Below are 18,236 nucleotides of genomic sequence, written 5' to 3' on the forward strand. Positions count from 1 at the left end.
GCGTCACGCCTCCTCGGCGACGGGGACGGGAGCGGCGACCGGTTCGGCGGCGGACTCGGGGGCGGGCTCGGAGGCGGGCTCCGGTTCGGACGCGCGGCCGAGGTAGACCTCCTGGACCTTGGCGTCGGCCTGGACCTCGGTGACGGAACCCTCGCTGAGGACCTTGCCGGCGTGCAGGACGGTGACGCTGCGGGCGAAGGAGCGCATGAAGTCCATGTCGTGCTCGATGACGACGACGGTGTGGTCCTCGCTGACGCGCTGCAACAACGCGCCGGTGGCCTCGCGTTCGTCATGACTCATGCCGGCGACGGGCTCGTCGAGCAGCAACAGCCTCACGTCCTGGACGAGCAGCATGCCGATCTCCAGCCACTGCTTCTGCCCGTGTGCGAGCACACCCGCCGGGCGGTCGCGCAGATCGGTCAGACCGGTGGTCTCCAGTGCCTTGGTCACCGCCTCCGGCACGCCCTTGCGTCGACGGAGCATCGTCAGCGGGCCGCGTCCGGCACCCGCCGCGATGTCGAGGTTCTGCAGGACGGTCAGCTCCTCGAAGACCGTGGCCGTCTGGAACGTACGCCCGATGCCCATGCGGGCGATCCGGTGCACCGGCTTGCCGATGAGTTCCTCGCCGCCGAAGCGGACCGATCCGGTGGACCTCACCAGTCCGGTGACCGCGTCGACGAGTGTGGTCTTGCCCGCGCCGTTGGGGCCGATGAGGAAGCGCAGGTCGCCGGGGTGGATGTGGAGGTCCACGCCGTCGACGGCCTTGAAGCCGTCGAACGTCACCCGCAGGTCGCGGACCGTCAGTCCCTCGCCGCTCATGCCGTTCCTCCTGTCGGGGTCGGAGTCGTGGTCGTGGGGGTACGGCGCTTGCGCACCACGCTCGCCAGGGACGCGAGGCCGCCGGGCAGGAAGCCGACGGCCAGCACGAACAGCAGGCCCTGGAGGTACGTCCAGGCGGCGGGGAAGGCGTCGGAGAGGGTGCTCTGCGCCCAGGCCACGGCGATCGCGCCGAGTACGGCGCCGACCAGGGAGGCCCGGCCGCCCACCGCGGCCCCGATGACGAAGCCGATGGACGGCACGATGCCGATCAGCGCCGGGGAGATGATGCCGACCGCCGGGACGAAGAGGGCGCCCGCGAGGCCTGCCATGCCGGCCGCCACGACGTACGCCACGAGCTTGACGTTGGCCGGGTCGTAGCCGAGGAACCGCACGCGCTCCTCGGAGTCCCGTACGGCGACGAGGAGTTCGCCGTAGCGGCTGACGAACAGCTGGCGGGCGGCGGCCATCAGCAGCAGGAGCACCGCGGCGATGACGAAGTACACCATCCGCTGGTTGACCGGGTCGTTGAGGTCGTAGCCGAAGAAGCCCCGCATGTCGGTGAGGCCGTTGGTGCCGCCGGTGGTGGCCTGCTGGCCGACGAGCCAGATGGCGAGGGCGGCGGCCAGTGCCTGGCTGAGGATCGCGAAGTACGCGCCCTTCACCCGGCGGCGGAAGACGAAGAAGCCGAGCAGCGCGGCGACCGCCATGGGCAGCAGGACGGTCATGGCGAGGGCGAAGAGCGGGTTGGCGAAGGGCTGCCACCACCAGGGCAGGGTGTCTCCGGTGCCGTACAGCTGCATGAAGTCGGGCAGTGTCTGGCCGGTGGCGGCCGCGTCGGTGAGTTTGAGGTGCATGGCCATGGCGTAGCCGCCGAGGCCGAAGAAGACGCCCTGGCCGAGGACGAGCAGTCCGCCGCGGCCCCAGGCGAGGCTCACGCCGACCGCCACGATGGCGTAACACAGGTACTTGGCGAGGAGGTTGAGCCGGAAGTCGGAGAGGGCGAGCGGGGCCACGCCGATGAGGAGGACCGCACCGAGGAGGAAGGCGCCGGGGACGCGGAGGCGTTCCAGGAGGGATGCCGACGGCTGCGCCACGGGGGCCGTCTTCGCCGAAGGGGTCGTTGTCGTTGTCATGCCAGGCTCCGGGTGCGCAGCGTGTACAGGCCCTGGGGCCGCCATTGCAGGAAGGCGACGATCGCCACGAGCACGACGACCTTGGCGACGCTGACCGTCGTCGAGTACTCGAGGACCGACTGCAGGACGCCGAGTGCGAAGGCGGTGATGACGCTGCCCTTGAGCTGGGCGACGCCGCCGACGACCACGACCAGGAAGGCGTCGACGATGTAGTTGGTGCCCATCGTCGGGCCGATCGGGCCGACCAGGGTGAGCGCGACACCGGCCACGCCCGCGAGGCCCGAGCCGATGAAGAACGTCGTACGGTCCACGCGTTCGGTGGCGATGCCGGACACCTCGGCGAGGTCGCGGTTCTGTACGACGGCCCGGATCCGGCGGCCGAGCGGGGTCAGCCGGAGGATCAGGGTGAGGCCGAGGACGCAGAGCAGGGCGAGGCCGAGGATGAACAGCCGGTTGTTGGCGAAGGTGATACCGCCGACCGAGATGTTGCCGGTGAGCAGGTCCGGGGCGCGGGTCTGGACGTTCGGGGCGCCGAAGATGTCACGGGCCAGCTGCTGGAGCATCAGGGAGACGCCCCAGGTGACCAGCAGGGTGTCCAGCGGCCGGGTGTACAGGCGCCGGATGAGCAGCCATTCGAGCAGCGCGCCCATGGCGCCGGCGACGAGGAACGCCAGCGGCAGCGCGACGAGCAGGGAGACGCCGGCGCCGCTGATCGACTTCTGCAGCACATACGTGGTGTAGGCGCCGGCCATGATGAACTCGCCGTGCGCCATGTTGATCACGCCCATCTGCCCGAAGGTCAGGGTCAGGCCGAGCGCGATCAGCAGGAGGACGGCACCGATACTGATGCCGGTGAAGGACTGGTTGAGGATGACCGTCATGGGGCGGCTCCGGGTCGAAGGCGGGGGTGCGGGCGTCGGGAGGGTGTGCTGATGCGCGCCGGGCGGGCCGCCGTTTCTCGCCCCCGCCGCCCCTACCCGTCCCATCACTGGGGGCTGCGCCCCCAGACCCCCCTTCGGCCTGAACGGCCTCGTCCTCAAACGCCGGACGGGCTGAACATCCAAGCCGCGGCCGGGAGTAATTCAGCCCCTCCGGCGTTTGAGGAGCGGGGTCCGGGGCGGAGCCCCGGGGATGGGACGGGCAGGGGCGGCGGGGGCGAAGACTGCTCAGGCGGCCCCGGCCACCCCGCTCAGGAGAGGCCGGAAGCCCAGTCGTAGCCCTTCAGGTACGGGTCCGGCTTGATCGGCTTGCCCGAGTTCCAGACCTCCTCGATGAGGCCGTCCGAGCCGACCTTGCCGATGCGGGCGGTTTTGTAGACGTGCTGGGTGGCGCCGTCGACGGTGACCTTGCCCTCGGGGGCGTCGAGTTCGATGCCCTCGGAGGCCTTCTTCACCTTCTCCACGTCGAAGGAACCGGCCTTCTCGACCATCTCCTTCCAGAGGTAGACGGAGATGTAGGCGGCCTCCATCGGGTCGCTGGTCGGCTTGTCCTTGCCGTAGGCGGCCTGGTAGGCCTTCACGAACGTGGTGTTGGCGGCGCCCGGGGTGGTCTCGTAATAGTTCCAGGCGGTCAACTGGTCCTCGAGATACTGGGTGCCGATGCTCTTGACCTCCTCCTCGGCGATCGACACCGAAAGCACCGGCAGGCTCTTGGCGGACAGCCCGGCGGACTTGTACTCCTTGAAGAAGGCCACGTTGCTGTCGCCGTTGAGGGTGTTGAACACGGCGTCCGCGCCCGCGTCCTTGACCTTGTTGACGATGGTGCTGAATTCGGTGGAGCCGAGCGGCGCGTAGTCCTCGCCGACCACCGTCATGCCCTGGGCCTCCGCGTACGCCTTGATGATCTTGTTGGCGGTGCGCGGGAAGACGTAGTCGCTGCCCACCAGGTAGAGCCGCGTCAGGCCCTGCTTCTTGAGGTAGTCGAGGGCGGGAACGATCTGCTGGTTGGTGGTGGCACCGATGTAGAAGATGTACGGGGACTGCTCCAGGCCCTCGTACTGCACGGGGTAGAAGAGGAGCGACTTGTAGCGCTCGAAGACCGGCTTGACGGCCTTGCGGCTGGCGGAGGTCCAGCAGCCGAAGGTGGCGACGACCTTGTCGTCGGTGATCAGGGCCTCCGCCTTCTCGGCGAAGGTCGGCCAGTCGGAGGCGCCGTCCTGGCTGATGGGCTTCAGCTTCTTGCCCAGGACGCCGCCGGCGGCGTTGATCTCCTTCACCGCGAGGAGCAGCGCGTTGTGGACGGTGACCTCGCTGATGGCCATGGTGCCCGAGAGCGAGTTCAACAGTCCGACTTTGACGGTGTCGCCGGAGGTGTCCGCCTGGGCGCCGGAGGACGACGTGGCGGTGCCGGTCTTGGCGCCGCACGCGCTGAGGGCGGCGGTCGCGCCGAGCGCCGACGCGCCTGCCAGGAGACCGCGTCTGCTGATGCTGAGCCCGGACATGCAATACCTCCTTGCCCACGAGGGGCGTTGCGAAGAGGAGCGGAAGTGCGTCCACAGCCTGCGAGTGAACTGTTTCCCTTGCGTTTCGGGGCAATTGAAGAACAGTTTCCAGGGGAAGTATTTTCCGAGCTCAAAAAAGACTTATTACTTCCGGTGGAAAGGATGCGTTTCCTGGTTTCCGCTGTCAGGAGTGCGGTGATCGGCGGTAGGCTCCGGGCATCCCCGTCGCGGGGTCGTGTGAACGCGAGTTGAGGAGAGCGATGGCGAGGCGGCCTCAGGAACTGCTCCATCTGCTGACCCGTGCCGAGCGCCTGTCCGTGCGCCGAGTCCAGTCCGTGCTCGACGGGTTCGACTGCTCCGTCGAGGCCTGGCGGGTCCTCGACCTGCTCTCCGACGGCCAGGGCCACAACATGACGGCCCTCGCCGAGCACGCCTTCCTGCCGGCGCCGAGCCTGACCAAGCTGATCGACCAACTCGTCGACCAGAACCTGGTGTTCCGCCGTGTCGATCCCACCGACCGGCGCCGCGTCCTCGCCCACCTCACTCCCCGGGGGATGGAGCGCTGGCAGCTGTTGTCCCGTCACGTACGGGTCGACTGGGCCGAGTTGGAGCCACCGCTCGCCGAGGAGGACGGCAAACGGCTGGAACTGCTGCTGGACCGGCTGGCCAGGGCCCTGGAGGGCGGGGCCACCGACGGTCGGGGCAGGGTCAGCGCAAGTCGTGCGGAGCGCGCAGCTGGGCGAGGACGTTGAAGTCGCACCCGTCCGCCCGCGCCAGGTAGATGCGCTGGCGCACATGCCGCCCGTCCAGGCTCAGCAGACCGCGCGGCCCCTCGTAGGAGACGCGGTCGGCGGCCGCCCCGATCGCGGTCACGTCCAGGGCGCGCGCCCGTTCGATGAGCGCGGCGAGGAGCAGGACGCCCTCGTAGCAGGACTCGCCGAGACTGCCCGGGGTCGGTGCCTCCGGACCGAAGCGGCCGGCGTACTGGCCGTGGAAGTCCATGGTGTTCTGGTCGGCGAGCGAGGCGAAGAACCCGGCCGTGCTGTAGAGGTCGAGGGTGGCTTCCGGGCCACTGCCCAGCAGCATGTTCTCGTCCATCAGCGTGCTCAGCCGCAGCGACCGCTGGTCGAGCCCGGAGGCGGCGAAGGCCCGGTTGAAGCGGACCGCGTCGCTGCCGACCAGAAGCATCAGGACCCCGTCGGCGTCGGCCCGCTCGATGCGTCGCAGTACGTCCGTGAAGTCGTCGGTGCCGAGCGGCAGATATGCCTCGCCGCACACCCGGCCCCGGGACTCGCGCGCGTAACGACGGGCGGCGCGGGCGGTCTGCCGGGGCCACACGTAGTTGTTGCCGACGACGAACCAGCGGCGCACCCCGCGTGACTCGGCGAGCAGACGCATCGCGGGCAGCAGCTGCCAGGAAGGGGTCTCACTGGTCATGAAGACACCCTCGGTGCGCTCCCCGCCCTCGTACAGGGCCGTGTAGACGTACGGCACCCGGTGCGCGATGCGCGGGGCCACCGCCTGCCGCACCGAGGAGATGTGCCAGCCGGTGACGCCCCGCACCGCGCCCGAGGCGACCAGGGCCTCGACGTCCTCCGCGACACGACACGGCTCGGCCCCTCCGTCGACCTCGATCAGCCGCAGTTCCCTGCCCAGCACTCCCCCGGCCTTGTTGACCTCCTCGGCGGCCAGCCGCGCGCAGGCCCCGCAGGTGGGTCCGAAGATTCCGGCCGGGCCCTGCATCGGGTAGACGAGCGCCACGTTCAGGGTCGAGTCGTCGGCCGTGAACCACTCGGGCGTGTGGAGGCGGAGTGGTGGCCGGTTCATGGGCTCATGATGGCGTGAGCGCTGTCGGCACCCCAGGCGGAGCCACGGATCGAGACCGATTCGTATGCCGGGACGACGGCGGGCCGCGGGGCGGCGTTCAGCCCGTCGTCCACTTCTCCGGCGGGGCGACCGCCCAGGAAGCGCGACCTCCGGCGCCGAGTACGAGGACGCCCGCGCCGACACCCGAGGGGCATGGCGAGGGACCTGCCGTCGTCGTCCTTCGAGCTGTCCGCCGCGGGCTCCGCGGACCGGGCCGGGGGGGCGCAGGGCGAGGGCTACGGCCAAGGGCGGCCGGGGCGTACCGGAAGGGCAGTCGGGCCCCACCGAAGGGCCGTCGCACCGGCAAAACCGTCGTGCCCGGGCAAGGCCGTCCGTTCTCCCCGGTGGTGTGTGCCGCGTGTGACGGAGGGGGCGTGCGCCGGGGCGTGTGCTGTTCACCACCGCTCTCGCGCCCCCGTCTCCGCTTGTCAGCGGCCTTGTGCGGGCACTACTGTCACCACGCCTTGGTGAACGGGAAATCCGGTGTGATGCCGGTGCGGCCCTCGCCACTGTGATCGGGAAGTCCGGCTCCAGTCCTCACGGACAGCCACTGGGTCCTAGGGCCCTGGCGTCACATTCCCGTCTGGCACGCACGCTCGCCGCGTTGCCGAATCGCCCACGTGGCTTCGCCACGAGGGCGCTCCGGCGCCTTGCGATCGCACGCGCCAGACGCCGCGCGGCCCGCCCTTCGGGCGGACGACGGGAATGTGACGCCAGGGCCCCAGCCCCGGGAAGGCGGAGCACGGGCGGTGTCACCCGTAAGCCAGGAGACCGGCCAAGGCGCGTCAACCATCCACGAGGTGCTGGAGAGGGTCTGCTGAGCCATGCACATAGCCGAGGGTTTCCTTCCTCCGGCGCACGCGATCGCCTGGGGTGTCGCGTCCGCGCCGTTCGTCGTCCACGGAGTACGGTCACTCACCCGTGAGGTCAGGGAGCATCCCGAGAGCACACTGGTGCTCGGTGCCTCCGGGGCCTTCACGTTCGTCCTGTCCGCATTGAAGCTGCCGTCGGTGACCGGGAGTTGTTCCCACCCCACCGGCACCGGACTGGGCGCCATCCTGTTCCGGCCGCCGATCATGGCGGTGCTGGGCACCATCACCCTGCTGTTCCAGGCCCTGTTGCTCGCGCACGGCGGCCTGACCACGCTCGGCGCCAACGTCTTCTCGATGGCGATCGCCGGACCATGGGCCGGTTACGGCATCTACCGGCTGCTGCGGCGGTTCGACGTGCCGCTGATGGTCACGGTGTTCTTCGGCGCGTTCGTCGCCGACCTGGTCACCTACTGCGTCACCAGCGTGCAGTTGGCGCTCGCCTTCCCCGACCCGAGCAGCGGTTTCCTCGGCGCGCTCGGCAAGTTCGGTTCCATCTTCGCCGTCACCCAGCTCCCGCTCGCGGTGAGCGAGGGGCTCCTCACCGTGCTGGTGATGCGTCTGCTGGTGCAGTCGAGCAAGGGCGAACTGACCCGGCTGGGCGTGCTCCTGGCCGGCGAGCGGAACCGGACCGAGACCGGGGCGGTGGCCCGATGAACCGCAACACGAAGATCAACATCCTGCTGCTGCTCGTCGTGGCCGCGCTCGCCGTCCTGCCGCTGGCCCTCGGCCTCGGCGACCACAAGGAGGAGCCCTTCACGGGCTCCGACGGCGAGGCGGAGACGGCGATCACGGAGATCGAGCCGGACTACGAGCCGTGGTTCTCGCCCCTGTACGAGCCGCCCTCCGGTGAGATCGAGTCGGCGCTGTTCTCCCTCCAGGCCGCGCTCGGCGCGGGCGTCCTCGCCTACTACTTCGGTATCCGCCGGGGTCGGCGCCAGGGCGAGGCGCGGGCCCGGGCGCAGCTGGACGGGGCCGGGGACACCACGACCGCGGCTCCCGCGGTGAGCGCGACGGCCGCGACCGGTGACGAAGGATCGCCCGGTGATACCGGCGAGTCCACCGCGGGCCGGGGCTGATCCCTCGTGCTGCCGATCGACGCGGCGGCGCACAGCAGTCGCTGGCGCCGCCGCCATCCCGTGGACAAGGCCGTGCTCGGGCTGGGCCTCACGGTCCTCGCCATCTCCCTGCCGCCGTGGCCCGGCGCGGCCCTCGTCCTGCTGACCGCGCTCGCCGTGCTGCTGGGCCCGGCGGGCGTGCCCGGCCGTCGGCTGTGGCGTGCCTATCGGGTGCCGCTGGGCTTCTGCGTGACCGGAGCGCTGCCCCTGCTCGTCCAAGTGGGCGGGCCCGACGGGTTCGTGACCCTGGCCGAGGGCGGTCCGGTCCGCGCCGGGGAGCTGCTGCTGCGCACCTCGGCCGCCTCCCTCGGCGTCCTCATGTTCGCCTTCACCACCCCCATGTCGGATCTGCTGCCCCGGCTCGTGAAGGCCGGGGTGCCCGCGCCGGTCGTGGACGTCGCGCTGGTCACGTACCGCATGAGCTTCCTGCTCCTGGACTCGGTGCGCCGGATCCGGGAGGCGCAGGCGGCCCGGCTGGGGCACACCACGCGGGCCGCCACCTGGCGTTCCCTCGCCGGGCTGGGCGCCACCGCGTTCGTACGGGCCTTCGACCGGGCGGCGCGGCTGCAGACCGGGCTCGCCGGGCGGGGGTACGACGGCACCCTGCGCGTCCTGGTGCCCGAGGCCCGGGTCTCCGCCCGCTTCACCACGGCCAGTGTCGCCCTGCTCGCGGCCGTGGCCGTCCTCACCTTCGTCCTGGAAAGGCCGCTGACATGAGCGAGCCCCTGCTGGTCGCCCTGCGGGGCGCGTCCTTCGCGTACGAGGACGGCCCGGCCGTGCTCAGCGATCTCGACTTCGAGGTGCACGAGGGGCGCGCGCTCGCCCTGCTGGGCCGCAACGGCAGCGGCAAGACCACGCTGATGCGGCTGCTCAGCGGTGGACTGCGGCCCGGTACGGGCGAGTTGGCGGTCGAGGGGCAGCCCGTGACGTACGACCGCAAGGGCCTGACCCGGCTGCGTACGACCGTCCAGTTGGTCGTCCAGGACCCGGACGACCAGCTCTTCGCGGCGTCCGTCGCGCAGGACGTGTCGTTCGGGCCGCTGAACCTCGGGCTGTCCGACGCGCAGGTGCGGGCCCGGGTGGACGAGGCGCTCGGCGCCCTCGGGATCACCGCCCTCGCCGACCGGCCCACGCATCTGCTCTCCTACGGGCAGCGCAAGCGGACCGCCATCGCCGGCGCGGTCGCGATGCGGCCGCGGGTCCTGATCCTCGACGAGCCGACCGCCGGGCTCGACCCCGACGGCCAGGAACGGCTCCTCGCCACCCTGGACGAGCTGCGCCGGTCCGGCACCACCGTCGTGATGGCCACCCATGACGTCGACCTCGCCCTGCGGTGGGCCGACGACGCGGCGCTGCTCACCCCGTCCGGCGCCCGCACGGGCCCGGTGGCCGCGATGCTCGCCCGCACGGATCTCCTCCAGCAGGCGGGGCTGCGGCTCCCCTGGGGCATCGCGGTCGCTCGACTGCTGCGCGAACAGAGGCTGTTGACCGACGAGGAGTCCGGTCCGCGCACGCCGGAGGAGCTGGCCGCCATGGCGGGGGCGCACACCGCTCCCCCGCTACCGGCCGACGGCTGAGTTTTTCGGCGCGGCCCGCTTCAGATCCGCAGGCCGTAGGTGCGGATCGCGGTGCCCCCGAAGACCTCCCGGTGTTCGGCGGGATTCACCGAGGACACCAACGACTCGGCCACGTCGATGACTTCGACGTAGTCGGAGGCGAGCAGGCAGACGGGCCAGTCGGAGCCGTACATCAGCCGCTCGGGGCCGAAGGCCTCCAGCACGGTGTCGGCGTACGGGACGAGGTCCGCGACGGCCCAGGAGGCCCAGTCCGCCTCCGTGACCAGACCGGAGAGCTTGCACACGGTGTTCGGCAGAGCGGCGAGCCGCCGTATCTCCCCCGCCCACGGCTCCAGTTCGCCGGAGGCGATGGGGGGCTTCCCCAAGTGGTCAAGGACGAAGGTGAGTTGAGGGAGCCGGGCCGCCGCTTCCACGGCGGCGGGGAGCTGGTGGGGCTTGACCAGGAGGTCATAGGCGAGTCCGGCGTCGGCGACGGCGGACAGGCCACGCAGTACGTCCGGGCGCACCAGCCAGCGGGGGTCCGGTTCGCCCTGCACCTGGTGGCGGATGCCCACCAGGTACTCGCCGCCCGGCCCTTCGCGCAACCCGGCGAGAGCGTCGGCGACATCGGGAGAGGTGAGGTCGGTCCAGCCGACGACCCCGGCGACCAGGTCGCTGTCGGCGGCGAGGGCCAGGAACTCGGGGGTCTCCTCGGGCACGGTGATCGTCTGCACCAGCACGGTGACGGTGACGCCGGCGAACCGTGCCGCCGCCTCCAGCTCGCGGAGGGTGAAGTCGCGGCGCAGCGGGACGAGTTCGGGTCCGGTGATCCAGTCCTGGTCGCGGACGGAGAGGTCCCAGACGTGGTGGTGGGCGTCGACGAACAAGGGGGGAGCGTCCGTGTCGGCCCCGGCTCCCACGGATCTCGTAGCGCTCGCCCGTCCCGGGCCGTCCGCACCGCTCACAGTTCCCACACCACGGGCAGCCCGGCGTCGGAGCCCTCCGCCGAGTAGTCGTGGACGACGTCCAGGAGGTCGGCCATGCGGGCCTGCCAGGCGATGTTGACCGGCAGTTTCTCCAGTTCGGCGATCATCGCCGCGTAGTTCTCGACCTCCAGCAGGTGGAAGAGGTCGGTGCCGCTGCGCCAGATCGTCCACTCGCTGACGCCCGCGGCGCGGATGGCGGTGGTCAGTTCCTCGGGGACCTCGCGGTGGGCCGCCTCGTACTCCTCGACGCGGTCGGCGCGGACCTTGGTGTGCAGGGCGACCCTCACGACGGCTCCTTCTCTTCGACAGGCACGGGGGCTTCCGTGGTCAGCAGGCCCTCCGCGCTCAGGTCGTCCCAGAGGGCGGCCGGTACGGGGCGGCGGAACTGCTCCACGGTGTCGTGGACCTCGTCGGGCGAGCGGGCGCCGGTGAGGACGCTCGCGACGGCCGGGTGCCCGAGCGGGAAGCGGAGGGCGGCGGCGCGCAGGGGCACACCGTGGCGTTCGGTGACCGCCTTCAGGCGCAGGGCCCGTTCGAGTACGGGTTCCGGAACGGGTGCGTAGTCGTAGGTGGCGCCCGGCTTCGGGTCGGTGAGCAGGCCGGAGTTGAAGACACCGCCGATGAGGACGCTCCGGCCCCGGGCCGCGGCCTCGGGGAGCAGTGCGGCGAGGCCTTCCTGTTCCAGGAGGGTGTAGCGGCCGGCGAGGAGGACGACGTCGATGTCGGTCTCGCGCAGGAAGCGGGCCGGGAGTTCGGACTGGTTCATGCCGACGCCGATCGCTCCGACGACGCCTTCGGCGCGCAGTTGTTCCAGGGCCGGGTAGGCCTCGTCGAGGGCCTGTTCGGCGTGGTCGTCCGGGTCGTGGAGGAGGACGATGTCCACCCGGTCCAGGCCCAGGCGGTCCAGGCTGGCTTCGAGGGAGCGGCGGACGCCGTCGGCGCTGAAGTCCCAGACCCGGCGCAAGTTCGCCGGCACCGCGAAGCCATGTGCCAGATCGTCGCCGTCACCGTCGGCGGGCACCAGGAGGCGCCCGACCTTGGTGGAGACGGTGTACGTGTCCCGGGGGCGGTCGCGCAGGGCGGCGCCCAGACGGCGTTCGGACAGGCCGAGACCGTAGTGGGGTGCCGTGTCGAAGGTGCGGATCCCGGCGTCCCAGGCGGCGTCGATCGCGGCGGCGGCCTCCTCGTCGGGCACCGGGCGGTAGAGGTTGCCGATGCCCGCGGCGCCGTATGCCAGCTCGGTGACGCGGACGTCGGTGCGCCCGAGGACCCTGGTCCTCATGAGCTCGCCGGGCGCAGCCGGAGCCCCTGCATGCCGCCGTCGACGGCGAGGGCGGTACCGGTGACGGACGCGGCGGCGGGACTGGCCAGGTAGACGATGGCGGCCGCGACCTCGTCCGCGGTGACCAGGCGGCCCATGGGCTGGCGGGCGTTGAGGGCGGCCCGCTCGGCCTCGGGGTCGTCGGCGGCGTCGAGGAGCCGGCCCACCCACGGGGTGTCGGCGGTGCCGGGGTTGACGCAGTTCACGCGGATGCCCTCGCGGACGTGGTCGGCGGCCATGGCGAGGGTCAGCGAGAGGACCGCGCCCTTGCTGGCGGAGTACAGGGCGCGCTGCGGCAGGCCCGCGGTGGCGGCGATGGAGCAGGTGTTGACGATCGCCGCACTGCCCGGACGGGCAGTGGCCGCGTCCCGCAGATGGGGCAGGGCGGCCCGGCTGGTGCGCACCATGCCGAGGACGTTGACGTCGAGGACCCGCTGCCACTGGTGGTCGGGGTTGTCCTCGACGGTGCCCTGCGCGCCGATGCCCGCGTTGTTGACGAGGATGTCCAGGCCGCCGAGCCGCTCGGCGGCCTCCGCGACGGCGGCCCGTACGGAGGCGTCGTCGGTGACGTCGGCCTTGAGACCGAGCAGCGGGGCCGATGCCCCGGAGGGGTCGACGTCGAGGACGGCCACCGCGGCGCCCCGCGCGGCCAGCAGCCGGGCGGTGGCCAGCCCGATTCCGGACGCGCCACCGGTGACGATCGCCTTGAGTCCGGTCAGCTCACCTGTCGGCTCGGTCATGCGACTTCCTCCTGTCCAGCGAGGTCGGCGGCCCAGAACGTGCCGTCCGGGTAACGGTATTCGGCGAGGGACCCGGGGTGCATGGTGGCGGAGAAACCCGGGGTCAGGGGGGCGACGTAGTGGCCCTCGCGCATCACCACGGGTGCGGTGAAGTGCTTGTGGAGGTGGTCGACGTACTCGATGACCCGGTCGTCGGTGGTGCCGGAGACGGCCAGGTAGTCGAACATCGACAGGTGCTGGACCAGTTCGCACAGGCCCACGCCGCCGGCGTGCGGGCACACCGGGACACCGAACTTCGCGGCGAGCAACAGGATCGCGAGGTTCTCGTTGACGCCGCCGACGCGGGCCGCGTCGATCTGGAGGACGTCGATGGCCTCGGCCTGGAGGAGCTGCTTGAAGACGATGCGGTTCTGGACGTGTTCGCCGGTGGCGACCTTCACCGGGGCGACGCCCCGGCGGACGGCCGCGTGGCCGAGGATGTCGTCGGGGCTGGTGGGCTCCTCGATCCAGTACGGGTCGAAGTCGGCGAGGGCCCGGGTCCACTCGATCGCCTCGCCGACGTTCCAGCGCTGGTTGGCGTCGATGGCGATGCGCACCCCGTCGCCGACGGCGGCGCGGGCGGTGCGCATACGGCGGAGGTCGTCGTCGAGGTCGGCGCCGACCTTCAGCTTGATCTGGGTGAAGCCGTCGGCGACGGCCTGCTTGGCCAGCCGGGTGAGTTTCTCGTCGGAGTAGCCGAGCCAGCCCGGTGAGGTGGTGTAGCCGGGGTAGCCGCGCTCCAGAAGCGCCGCCTCGCGCTCCGCGAGCCCGGTGCGGCCCTCGCGCAGCAGGTGGAGGGCGTCCTCGGGGGTGAGGGCGTCCGCGATGTAGCGGAAGTCGACCTGGGAGACCAGCCATTCGGGTTCGGCGTGGGCGAGCAGCCGCCACAGGGGCTGCCCGGCGCGCTTGGCGGCCAGGTCCCACACGGCGTTGACGACCGCGCCGATGGCCATGTGCATCACGCCCTTCTCGGGGCCGAGCCAGCGCAGCTGGCTGTCCCCGATCAGGTCGCGGTTGACCGAGCCCGGGTCGGCGCACAGCTCCTCCACCGAGCGGCCCACGAGGTGGGGCCGCAGGGCGCCGATGGCGGCGACCTGGACATCGTTGCCGCGGCCGATGGTGAAGGTGAAGCCATGGCCTTCGAGGCCGTCGTCGGCGTCGGTGCGCAGCACGACGTAGGCGGCGGAGTAGTCGGGGTCCGGGTTCATGGCGTCCGACCCGTCCAGCTCCCGCGAGGTGGGGAACCGGATGTCGTAGGTGTCGACCGCGGTGATCCGGGCGGGGGTTGCAGTCAAGGGGGTGCCTTTCACGCTTGGCCGAAGATCTGGCGCTGGCTCCCGAGTCCGTCGATCTCGAGGTCGACGGTGTCACCGGGGCGGAGATAGGGGGTGCCGGGCAGGCCGAGGGCCACGCCCGCGGGCGTACCCGTGTTGATCACGTCGCCGGGCTCCAGAACCATGTACTGGCTGAGGTACGCCACGATCCGGTGGACCGGGAAGATCATGTCGCGGGTGTGCCCGTGCTGGCGCTTGACGCCGTTGACGCTCAGCCGCAGCCGGAGGTCCTGCGGGTCGCCGGCCTCGTCGGCGGTGACCAGCCAGGGGCCGATCGGGTTGAAGGTCTCACAGGACTTGCCGAGGTCCCACTGCGAGGAGTACTCCAGCTGGAACTCGCGCTCGGAGACGTCATGGCTGACCGCGTAGCCCGCGATCACCTCGGCCGCCTCCTCGGGGCCCTCCAGGTAGCGGGCCCGCCGTCCGATGACGACGCCCAGCTCGACCTCCCAGTCGGTCTTGACCGAGCCGCGCGGGATCAGCACCTCGTCGTACGGGCCGACGACGGTGCCCGGGTCCTTCATGAAGACCACGGGTCGGGGCGGGATCGCGGCACCGGTCTCGGCGGCGTGGTCGCGATAGTTCAGCCCGACGCAGATGATTTTGCCGGGGCGGGCGACGGGGGCGCCGATCCGCAGGCCGTCGGGGTCGAGCTCGGACAGTCCGCCCGCCTCGACCGCCGCGCGGGCCCGCTCGGCTCCCCCGGAGGCGAGGAAGGCGCCGTCGATGTCGGAGGCCACGGAGGACAGGTCCAGCAGCCGGCCGTCGTCGGTCAGGACGGCGGGCCGCTCCTCTCCCGGGGCGCCGACGCGTAGCAGTTTCACTGGGGCAGCTCCCTTGCCATGGGGTTCGTTCATTCATCGGAGGAATGGCGCACCGTGACTTTAAGGGCAGTTCGGCGGCCTGACAACGCATTCCTCGGATGTATTTGCTCGACCGGAGAGTAACCGGCAGCTGACGGGTCCGGCATGTACGAAATCACCCGTGATGCTCGTCACCCTCATCCGAAGATCGTGCACGCAATTCGTGAGGGGCGACCTCTTGTCAACTCCGGCAATGCCGTCGTAACGTCCTCGACGTCCGAGATACATCGGAGGAATCGCACCGCCGCCGCATCGAGGTAGTGGGCCGTTCAAACTCCGCTCCTCGTTCACCTGTTGAGCCCCCAAACCTCCCCTCCGACGGTCCACGCATGCCTGCCCCGGAGGGCGGCCTCCCCGTCCTGGCTAAGGAGAACCCGGCCATGAAGCTCGCTCGCACCCGCTCCACCGCCGCAGCGGCCTGCGCCGTCGCGGCCCTCACCCTCCTCACCGCGTGCAACCGCGACAGCTCGGGGTCCGCCGACTCTGGCGGTGACAAGCCCGCCATCGGCATCGACCTGCCGCGCTCCGACTCGGACTTCTGGAACTCCTACGCCGAGTACCTCAAGAAGGACGTCAAGTCCGAGGACATCAACGCGCTGCCGCTCAGCAACTCGCAGAACGACATCACCAAGCTGGTCGCCAACGTCCAGGTCTTCCAGAACACGGGCGCCAAGGCCGTCGTCATGGCCCCCCAGGACACCGGCGCCATCGCCTCCACCCTCGAAAACCTCGCGTCGAAGAAGATCCCCGTGGTCAGCGTCGACACCCGGCCCGACAAGGGCGACGTCTACATGGTCGTGCGCGCCGACAACCGGGCGTACGGCACCAAGGCCTGTGAGTTCCTCGGCGAGCAGCTGGGCGGCAAGGGCAAGGTCGCCGAGTTGCAGGGCGCCCTGGACTCGATCAACGGGCGGGACCGCTCCGAGGCCTTCGCTCAGTGCATGAAGGAGAAGTTCCCGGACATCAAGGTGTTCGAGCTGCCCACCGACTGGAAGGGCGACGTGGCCTCCGCCAAGCTGCAGAGCCTGCTCGCCCAGCACCCCGACCTGAACGGCATCTACATGCAGGCCGGTGGTGTCTTCCTGCAGCCGACCCTGTCCCTCCTGGAGCAGAAGGGCCTGCTCAAGCCCGCCGGGGAGAAGGGCCACATCTCGATCATCTCCAACGACGGCATCCCGCAGGAGTTCGACGCCATCCGCAAGGGCCAGATCGACGCGACCGTCTCCCAGCCCGCCGACCTCTACGCCAAGTACGCGCTGTACTACGCGCAGGCCGCGGCCGAGGGCAAGACCTTCAAGGCGGGCAAGACCGATCACGACTCCACGATCATCGAGATCCCCAACGGCCTGGAGGACCAGCTGCCGGCGCCGCTGGTGACCAAGGACAACGTGGACGACAAGACCCTGTGGGGCAACAACGTCGGCTAGCCACGAACGGGCCGACGACAGGGCGGAGGGACGCGGCCCGTCCCTCCGCCCGCACCCCCTCGTATCCACCCCACGAAGGACGGTATCCACCATGGCGGACACCGCGACCGCCCCGGCGGGCGGCGGCGGGAACCCGGCTGCCGGGAGCCCCGCCCCGGTGGCCGAGGCCACCGGCATCAGCAAGAGGTTCGGCGCCACCGTCGCACTGCGCGACGCCCGTATCACCATCGCCCCCGGCGAGGCGCACGCGCTGGTCGGCCGCAACGGCGCCGGCAAGTCGACGCTGGTGTCCATCCTGACCGGACTGCAGCACGCCGACACCGGCACCCTGCGCTTCTCCGGCGAACCGGCGCCCGTGGTCGGGGACATCGACGCCTGGCGCTCCAAGGTCGCCTGCGTCTACCAGAAGTCCACGATCATCCAGGACCTGACCGTCGCCGAGAACCTCTTCCTGAACCGGCAGAGCGACGGTCCGATGCGGCTCATCCGCTGGAAGCAACTGCGCGGGCGGGCCGAGGAGTTGCTCGCCGAGTACGGCGTGGACGTCGATGCCGGCGCGCGGGCGAGGGATCTCACCGTCGAGCAGCGGCAGTTCGTCGAGATCGCGCGGGCGCTGTCGTTCGGCGCGCGCTTCATCATCCTGGACGAGCCGACCGCCAAGCTCGACGCCCGCGGCATCACCCGGCTCTTCGACAAGCTCCGCGACCTCCGGCGGCAGGGCGTCGCCTTCCTCTTCATCTCGCACCATCTGCAAGAGGTGTACGACCTCTGTACCACCGTCACGGTCTACCGCGACGCGGCGCACATCCTGACCGCGCCCGTGGCCGAACTCAACCATCAGGCGCTGGTGGAGGCCATGACCGGGGAGACCACCGTCACGGCGGCGGCGACCGTCGAGAACCGCGCCCCGGTGCGGGCCGACTCCCCCGAACTCCTGACGGTCGAGGGCCTCACGCTGCCCGGCGCCTGCCAGGACCTGTCGCTGTCGGTGCGCGTGGGCGAGGTGGTCGGGCTGGCCGGCGCGACGGCCAGCGGCAATGTGCGGGTGGGCGAGGCCATCGCCGGGCTGCACCGCGCGGAGGAGGGCACGATCTCGGTCCGCGGGCGGCAGGTGCGCGGCGGCAGTGTGCCGTCGGCGCTCGCCGTCGGTGTCGGGCTGGTCCCGGAGGACCGTCATCTGCAGGGGCTGGTCAACAACCGCAGTGTGGCGGAGAACGCGACGCTCACCGTCACCCACCAACTGGGCCCGTACGGCACCGTGTTGCCCGCCCGGACCAGGACCTTCGCCCAGCGCATGATCCGGGACCTCGACATCAAGACCCCCGGCGGCGCCACCCCCGTGTCGGCCCTCTCCGGCGGCAACCAGCAGAAGGTCGTCGTCGCCCGTGCCCTGGCCACCGACCCGCATGTGCTGGTGGCGATCCGGCCCACCAACGGGGTGGACGTCAAGTCCAAGGAGTTCCTGCTGCGCCGGATCCGACAGATCGCGGACGGCGGGAAGGCCGCGCTGATCGTCTCCGACGAGCTGGACGACCTGAAGGTGTGCGACCGGCTCGTGGTGATGTTCCACGGGCGGGTGGTCGCCGAGTTCGACCGCGGCTGGAAGGACGAGCACGTGGTCGCCGCCATGGAGGGCGTGGCCGACCGGGCCGAAGCCTCCGACACCGTCTCCGACACCGCTTCTGACACCACCTCGGACACCACCGAAGAGCACGGAAGGTAGTC

Annotated in this window: 18 protein-coding genes and 1 riboswitch; of the genes, 7 read left to right on the forward strand and 11 right to left on the reverse strand. The window is 70.9% G+C overall.

What is annotated here, in order from left to right:
- Window positions 1-3 precede the first annotated feature (3 nt).
- The 4 genes from urtD to urtA all read right to left on the reverse strand — a co-directional run bounded on the left by urtD (window position 4) and on the right by urtA (window position 4,392).
- Window positions 4-819: an urea ABC transporter ATP-binding protein UrtD gene (gene urtD / locus JIX55_RS05670; RefSeq protein ID WP_257562118.1), complete on the reverse strand. Its 816-nt coding sequence runs from the start codon at window positions 817-819 to the stop codon at window positions 4-6.
- The gene (gene urtC / locus JIX55_RS05675) at window positions 816-1,952 is read right to left on the reverse strand and encodes an urea ABC transporter permease subunit UrtC (RefSeq protein WP_257562119.1); all 1,137 of its coding nucleotides are present in this window, start codon (window positions 1,950-1,952) and stop codon (window positions 816-818) included. The genes urtD and urtC overlap by 4 nt, the downstream gene beginning before the upstream one ends.
- A complete protein-coding gene (gene urtB / locus JIX55_RS05680; RefSeq protein WP_257562120.1) occupies window positions 1,949-2,833 on the reverse strand; it encodes an urea ABC transporter permease subunit UrtB in 885 nt (294 codons plus the stop codon). Before urtB ends, urtC begins: the two co-directional genes overlap by 4 nt.
- Window positions 2,834-3,141: 308 nt before the next feature.
- Window positions 3,142-4,392: an urea ABC transporter substrate-binding protein gene (gene urtA, locus JIX55_RS05685; protein WP_257562121.1), complete on the reverse strand. Its 1,251-nt coding sequence runs from the start codon at window positions 4,390-4,392 to the stop codon at window positions 3,142-3,144.
- Between the two features lie 260 nt (window positions 4,393-4,652).
- Between urtA and JIX55_RS05690 the strand changes: the two genes are divergently transcribed.
- Window positions 4,653-5,144 carry a MarR family winged helix-turn-helix transcriptional regulator gene (locus tag JIX55_RS05690; RefSeq protein WP_257562122.1) on the forward strand — a complete coding sequence of 164 codons (492 nt, stop codon included), beginning with the start codon at window positions 4,653-4,655 and terminating at the stop codon, window positions 5,142-5,144.
- On the opposite strand, the gene JIX55_RS05695 is transcribed toward JIX55_RS05690, so the two are convergent.
- Window positions 5,101-6,219 (reverse strand): substrate-binding domain-containing protein, encoded by a 1,119-nt coding sequence (locus tag JIX55_RS05695; protein ID WP_257562123.1) that lies wholly within the window; start codon window positions 6,217-6,219, stop codon window positions 5,101-5,103. The genes JIX55_RS05690 and JIX55_RS05695 overlap by 44 nt on opposite strands.
- A gap of 487 nt (window positions 6,220-6,706) precedes the next feature.
- A riboswitch (cobalamin riboswitch) is annotated at window positions 6,707-7,052 on the forward strand.
- Between the two features lie 30 nt (window positions 7,053-7,082).
- On the opposite strand from JIX55_RS05695, the gene JIX55_RS05700 reads away from it, so the two are divergent.
- From JIX55_RS05700 to JIX55_RS05715, 4 genes are read left to right on the forward strand one after another with little or no spacing between them, the layout of a single operon-like run.
- Window positions 7,083-7,784: an energy-coupling factor ABC transporter permease gene (locus tag JIX55_RS05700; protein WP_257562124.1), complete on the forward strand. Its 702-nt coding sequence runs from the start codon at window positions 7,083-7,085 to the stop codon at window positions 7,782-7,784.
- Complete coding sequence (locus JIX55_RS05705; protein ID WP_257562125.1) at window positions 7,781-8,206, forward strand: energy-coupling factor ABC transporter substrate-binding protein; 426 nt, start codon at window positions 7,781-7,783, stop codon at window positions 8,204-8,206. The genes JIX55_RS05700 and JIX55_RS05705 overlap by 4 nt, the downstream gene beginning before the upstream one ends.
- Window positions 8,207-8,212: 6 nt before the next feature.
- On the forward strand, window positions 8,213-8,962 hold the full coding sequence (cbiQ, locus tag JIX55_RS05710) for a cobalt ECF transporter T component CbiQ (protein ID WP_257562126.1): 750 nt from the start codon (window positions 8,213-8,215) through the stop codon (window positions 8,960-8,962).
- Window positions 8,959-9,822: an energy-coupling factor ABC transporter ATP-binding protein gene (locus tag JIX55_RS05715; protein ID WP_257562127.1), complete on the forward strand. Its 864-nt coding sequence runs from the start codon at window positions 8,959-8,961 to the stop codon at window positions 9,820-9,822. The genes cbiQ and JIX55_RS05715 overlap by 4 nt, the downstream gene beginning before the upstream one ends.
- A gap of 20 nt (window positions 9,823-9,842) precedes the next feature.
- On the opposite strand, the gene JIX55_RS05720 is transcribed toward JIX55_RS05715, so the two are convergent.
- From JIX55_RS05720 to JIX55_RS05745, 6 genes are all read right to left on the reverse strand, one after another.
- Entirely contained in the window at window positions 9,843-10,688 is an 846-nt protein-coding gene (locus tag JIX55_RS05720; protein ID WP_257562128.1) for an amidohydrolase family protein, read from the reverse strand.
- Between the two features lie 74 nt (window positions 10,689-10,762).
- Window positions 10,763-11,074 carry an L-rhamnose mutarotase gene (locus JIX55_RS05725; protein WP_257562129.1) on the reverse strand — a complete coding sequence of 104 codons (312 nt, stop codon included), beginning with the start codon at window positions 11,072-11,074 and terminating at the stop codon, window positions 10,763-10,765.
- On the reverse strand, window positions 11,071-12,069 hold the full coding sequence (locus JIX55_RS05730; RefSeq protein WP_257562130.1) for an aldo/keto reductase: 999 nt from the start codon (window positions 12,067-12,069) through the stop codon (window positions 11,071-11,073). Before JIX55_RS05730 ends, JIX55_RS05725 begins: the two co-directional genes overlap by 4 nt.
- Window positions 12,066-12,848 (reverse strand): SDR family NAD(P)-dependent oxidoreductase, encoded by a 783-nt coding sequence (locus JIX55_RS05735; RefSeq protein WP_257562131.1) that lies wholly within the window; start codon window positions 12,846-12,848, stop codon window positions 12,066-12,068. The genes JIX55_RS05730 and JIX55_RS05735 overlap by 4 nt, the downstream gene beginning before the upstream one ends.
- On the reverse strand, window positions 12,845-14,182 hold the full coding sequence (locus tag JIX55_RS05740; protein WP_257562133.1) for an L-fuconate dehydratase: 1,338 nt from the start codon (window positions 14,180-14,182) through the stop codon (window positions 12,845-12,847). Before JIX55_RS05740 ends, JIX55_RS05735 begins: the two co-directional genes overlap by 4 nt.
- Before the next feature lie 11 nt (window positions 14,183-14,193).
- Entirely contained in the window at window positions 14,194-15,045 is an 852-nt protein-coding gene (locus JIX55_RS05745) for a fumarylacetoacetate hydrolase family protein (RefSeq protein ID WP_257562134.1), read from the reverse strand.
- Window positions 15,046-15,464: 419 nt separating this feature from the next.
- On the opposite strand from JIX55_RS05745, the gene JIX55_RS05750 reads away from it, so the two are divergent.
- Together JIX55_RS05750 and JIX55_RS05755 are read left to right on the forward strand one after the other, a co-directional pair.
- On the forward strand, window positions 15,465-16,511 hold the full coding sequence (locus JIX55_RS05750; RefSeq protein ID WP_257569227.1) for a sugar ABC transporter substrate-binding protein: 1,047 nt from the start codon (window positions 15,465-15,467) through the stop codon (window positions 16,509-16,511).
- Between the two features lie 91 nt (window positions 16,512-16,602).
- On the forward strand, window positions 16,603-18,234 hold the full coding sequence (locus JIX55_RS05755; RefSeq protein WP_257562135.1) for a sugar ABC transporter ATP-binding protein: 1,632 nt from the start codon (window positions 16,603-16,605) through the stop codon (window positions 18,232-18,234).
- Window positions 18,235-18,236 lie beyond the last annotated feature (2 nt).

Source organism: Streptomyces sp. DSM 40750, assembly GCF_024612035.1.
GTDB lineage: Bacteria > Actinomycetota > Actinomycetes > Streptomycetales > Streptomycetaceae > Streptomyces.

What these genes read in the sequence shown, in the direction of transcription:
- urtD (WP_257562118.1), bottom strand. Translation starts at nt 819, where the DNA reads ATGAGCGGCGAGGGACTGACGGTCCGCGACCTGCGGGTGACGTTCGAC.
- urtC (WP_257562119.1), bottom strand. Translation starts at nt 1,952, where the DNA reads ATGACAACGACAACGACCCCTTCGGCGAAGACGGCCCCCGTGGCGCAG.
- urtB (WP_257562120.1), bottom strand. Translation starts at nt 2,833, where the DNA reads ATGACGGTCATCCTCAACCAGTCCTTCACCGGCATCAGTATCGGTGCC.
- urtA (WP_257562121.1), bottom strand. Translation starts at nt 4,392, where the DNA reads ATGTCCGGGCTCAGCATCAGCAGACGCGGTCTCCTGGCAGGCGCGTCG.
- JIX55_RS05690 (WP_257562122.1), top strand. Translation starts at nt 4,653, where the DNA reads ATGGCGAGGCGGCCTCAGGAACTGCTCCATCTGCTGACCCGTGCCGAG.
- JIX55_RS05695 (WP_257562123.1), bottom strand. Translation starts at nt 6,219, where the DNA reads ATGAACCGGCCACCACTCCGCCTCCACACGCCCGAGTGGTTCACGGCC.
- JIX55_RS05700 (WP_257562124.1), top strand. Translation starts at nt 7,083, where the DNA reads ATGCACATAGCCGAGGGTTTCCTTCCTCCGGCGCACGCGATCGCCTGG.
- JIX55_RS05705 (WP_257562125.1), top strand. Translation starts at nt 7,781, where the DNA reads ATGAACCGCAACACGAAGATCAACATCCTGCTGCTGCTCGTCGTGGCC.
- JIX55_RS05715 (WP_257562127.1), top strand. Translation starts at nt 8,959, where the DNA reads ATGAGCGAGCCCCTGCTGGTCGCCCTGCGGGGCGCGTCCTTCGCGTAC.
- JIX55_RS05730 (WP_257562130.1), bottom strand. Translation starts at nt 12,069, where the DNA reads ATGAGGACCAGGGTCCTCGGGCGCACCGACGTCCGCGTCACCGAGCTG.
- JIX55_RS05735 (WP_257562131.1), bottom strand. Translation starts at nt 12,848, where the DNA reads ATGACCGAGCCGACAGGTGAGCTGACCGGACTCAAGGCGATCGTCACC.
- JIX55_RS05750 (WP_257569227.1), top strand. Translation starts at nt 15,465, where the DNA reads ATGAAGCTCGCTCGCACCCGCTCCACCGCCGCAGCGGCCTGCGCCGTC.
- JIX55_RS05755 (WP_257562135.1), top strand. Translation starts at nt 16,603, where the DNA reads ATGGCGGACACCGCGACCGCCCCGGCGGGCGGCGGCGGGAACCCGGCT.